This window comes from Massilia sp. DJPM01 (genome assembly GCF_030348125.1).
GTDB lineage: Bacteria > Pseudomonadota > Gammaproteobacteria > Burkholderiales > Burkholderiaceae_D > Telluria_A > Telluria_A frigida.
In genome coordinates, this window is record NZ_JAQOZV010000135.1 from 1 (window position 1) to 3,093 (window position 3,093).

A 3,093-nucleotide genomic window follows, 5' to 3' on the forward strand; every position below is an offset into this window, starting at 1 on the left:
ACTCTGATGGCATGGCAAGCCTTTTTGATACAAAATCGGTGGAACTCAGCCGCAATTCCAACCATACCCGTAAACTAAGGGCACCTCGCATTACCGTAATTTCCGCGTGAATGCTAGTGGCGATGCCAGCAGGCTTGGATTTCGAGGAAGGCCGAGCCGCTTCCCGCCGGTGTTATCGGCACTCAGCCTCATTTTGCGCAGTGCGGACGGACTGCGGGGATCAGATCGCCTCGACCCCGGCCTCCTTCAAATAGACCAGGCGCCGCAGATCGTATGCAGCGACTTTTCAATTGAGCCGCAACGTCACGCGCGCCAGACCGACGGTACCCGGCTCCTTACCGCCCAACTGCGCCATGCTGGCAAACATGTGCTCGATGCGGGCGCAGGTCTTGGCGATGAGCTTGTTGCGCCGCTCTTGGGCTGCCGAGATCGGCTTGTCCTTGCTTCCTTTTCGCTGGATATGCACGCGCCAGCCCTGTTTGCTTAGCCGCTCTTCACGCTCGCCATCAACGTAGCCCTTGTCGGCAAGGATGTTGCGGTTCGTATTGGGCGGATCGAGCACCTCTTCAAAGTGCAGTCTGTCGTGCTCGCTGACCCTACTCAGCTTAATCCTGCGTACCAGCTTGTAGCGTTGGTCGGCGTTGGCCGAGACCTTGTAGCCGAAGTAGGACTTGCCGTACTTCTTGGTCCAGCGCGCGTCCATGTCCTGCTGACGGCGCTTGGCAGGTTTCCATGCGATGGACAGGCGCCCTCCTTTACCAGCGCCGTCTCCGTCTTGCTCAGCGACTGCTTCGGCCCCTGCACGATGCTCGCGTCGACCATCTGCCCGCCGCGCGCGGTGTAATCGCGCTTGCTCAGTTGCCGGTTTACGGCCTCGAAGATGGTTTCGCTGGCGCCAGCCTGAATCAGGCATTCCTTGAAGGTCCAGATCGTCGTCCGGTCCGGAATCTGGCTGCTCGAGCGCAGCCCCACAAAGCGCTGGAAGCTCAGGCGGTCGAGCAACTGGAACTCCACCTGCTCGTCGCTCAGGTTGAACAACTGCTGGATCAGCAAAAGGCGAACCATCAGTTCGGTCGGAAACGGGGGACGGCCGCCGCGTTCGCGGCTGGGGCGAGGCGCTGCACGGTCCACTTCATCCGCTAACGCGGCGAAGTCGACGTGCTGCTCTGCTGGCGACGAGAATGTCGCCGCCGGCATTGAGCGTGACCCGGCTGTCATCGGTAGCACTGCCGTCCACGCCCTTGTCGGACAGTGCGCCCGCCCACATTGGCAATATCGTTCGCAGCCTTGATGTCGATCACATTGCCGGCGATGGTGCCGCTATTGCTGACATTGCGGGCGTCGAGCGTGACCGCGCCGTGCATGTCGGTCGGCTTCGCATTGGCGTAGCCAGCCAGGATGGTGCCGCTGTTGCTGTTGCTGATGCCGCCGTTCTGGTTGCGGATGGTGACGTTGTCGCCGGCAATCAGGGCGCCGCCGGTCGACAGGTCGCCCTGTTGCGGACGGCGCAGGTAGACCTTGGGTACCAGGGCCGTGGTGGTGCTGCCGTCCGGCATGGTAACGGCTTCTTCCTGCAGCCACACGATGCCGGTGGTCAGCTGGGCCATCTGCTGCTCGGACAGCGCCACGCCAGGCGTGAGCTGGAACTGTTTGGCGTAGGCGACGCCCGAATCCATCAGCGCCTTGAACGCCTGTTCGTTGTTCTCGTAGCCGGACAGCTTGTTGCGCCCGGTGATGTTGATCAGCTGGTCGGCGAACGCGCGCTGCTCGACAAAACCATCGCCGTAGCGCTTCAGGGTGCGCTGCGGATCAATGTCAAGCTGGTCCAGGAAGTAATCGCTGCCGGTCCATTTTTTCTTGTCGGTGAACAGCGGGTCGGTTTCGACCAGATAGCCGGCGCCCTCGCCCGGTTTCAGCGAGAACAGATTGCCGGTCGGCGCTTTCCAGTCCGTGTTGCTGGTCAGGGTGACGTTCGGCACCTTCGGATCGGTGACGCGGCCGTTGATGTCTTTGGGGTTGGAGCCGACGACACCGGCGACCGTCTTCTCCGCCACCGTCACGGGACGCGCGGCCGCGAATTTGGCGAACGAAGTCGTCAGGTCGCCGATGGCGGTCTGCTGCGCTGCGCGCGCATTGCCCGCCATGACGCTGCCAGGCAGGGCATTGCCTGCCACCTGGCCCTTGACAACGGGCTGGGCGCTCGTGCCGACGGTTACGCCGCGGCGCCGCCACTGCCTGTCTTCTGCGCGTCGGTGGTGACCGGAGCGGCCCCGCCGCAGGTACCTGCAACTTGCGTCCCAAGTTGCGCACTGCAGCCGGCAATGTAGCTGTCTCGACGGCAAGCTCACCGCTGGGTTGCCGCATACTGTACGGTGAAGTTCGCGCCGACTGCGGCTATATTGAGACCGCCGGTGATAGTGTCAAGCGTGTACCTGTTCCCCTGATGAGGCCGTGTTTGAAGGTCAGCACTGATACCGTTCTCATGATACCGCTCCCGCAGCAGTAGCGCACATGGTAGTCAAACACTCAACTTCCACGCGAAACGACATTGGCCCGGAAAAGAGGCCGCGAAACGGCGCCGCTCGCGCAATGCCGAGCAGATTCAAACGGCCCGCCCGCTGGCAACCGCGACATCACGGGTTATTCGAGGCGCCAATATATCTCAGCATATAAACGCGGCAAATAACAAACCATGAAAGTTAATTAAGCAAAAGCCTTCATCCAACGTTGCTTTGGTGCTGTTTTACGTATAAGAGAGGATCGAGAATAAACGTTTTCGCATATGCTCTCGCACTCTCTTCATCATTTGCATCCATTATATCACTCTCTTCAAAAAAGCCTTTCCAAGAAAAATCCTTGTCGGCGAAAGCCTTATCAATCTCTGCACTCATAGCGTCACGATATTCTTTCGACGCCAAGCTCCTTATAAATAAGCGTTTTCCAGCCTCCTCACTCAGACCAATTTCAACCGAATAAATCGAGAACATCAAGTCATCAAGCAATATATATTTACTCATTTCATCTCACTGGAAAAATTGTGATGGTTTCCCACACTTTGGTAACAGCATTAAATTCATAGGAGGCTTGAACCTT

Annotated in this window: 4 protein-coding genes; all 4 read right to left on the reverse strand. The window is 59.0% G+C overall.

The window, feature by feature from the left end; all coding sequences use genetic code 11:
* Positions 1–286 precede the first annotated feature (286 nt).
* Positions 287–703, reverse strand: a complete 417-nt coding sequence (locus PO883_RS35325; RefSeq protein WP_373890134.1) for a transposase — start codon at positions 701–703, stop codon at positions 287–289.
* Entirely contained in the window at positions 601–1,218 is a 618-nt protein-coding gene (locus tag PO883_RS35330) for a transposase (RefSeq protein WP_373890135.1), read from the reverse strand. The genes PO883_RS35325 and PO883_RS35330 overlap by 103 nt, the downstream gene beginning before the upstream one ends.
* On the reverse strand, positions 1,215–2,174 hold the full coding sequence (locus PO883_RS34060; protein ID WP_289313739.1) for an S-layer family protein: 960 nt from the start codon (positions 2,172–2,174) through the stop codon (positions 1,215–1,217). Before PO883_RS34060 ends, PO883_RS35330 begins: the two co-directional genes overlap by 4 nt.
* 543 nt (positions 2,175–2,717) lie before the next feature.
* Complete coding sequence (locus PO883_RS34065) at positions 2,718–3,017, reverse strand: hypothetical protein (protein ID WP_289313740.1); 300 nt, start codon at positions 3,015–3,017, stop codon at positions 2,718–2,720.
* Positions 3,018–3,093: the final 76 nt, after the last annotated feature.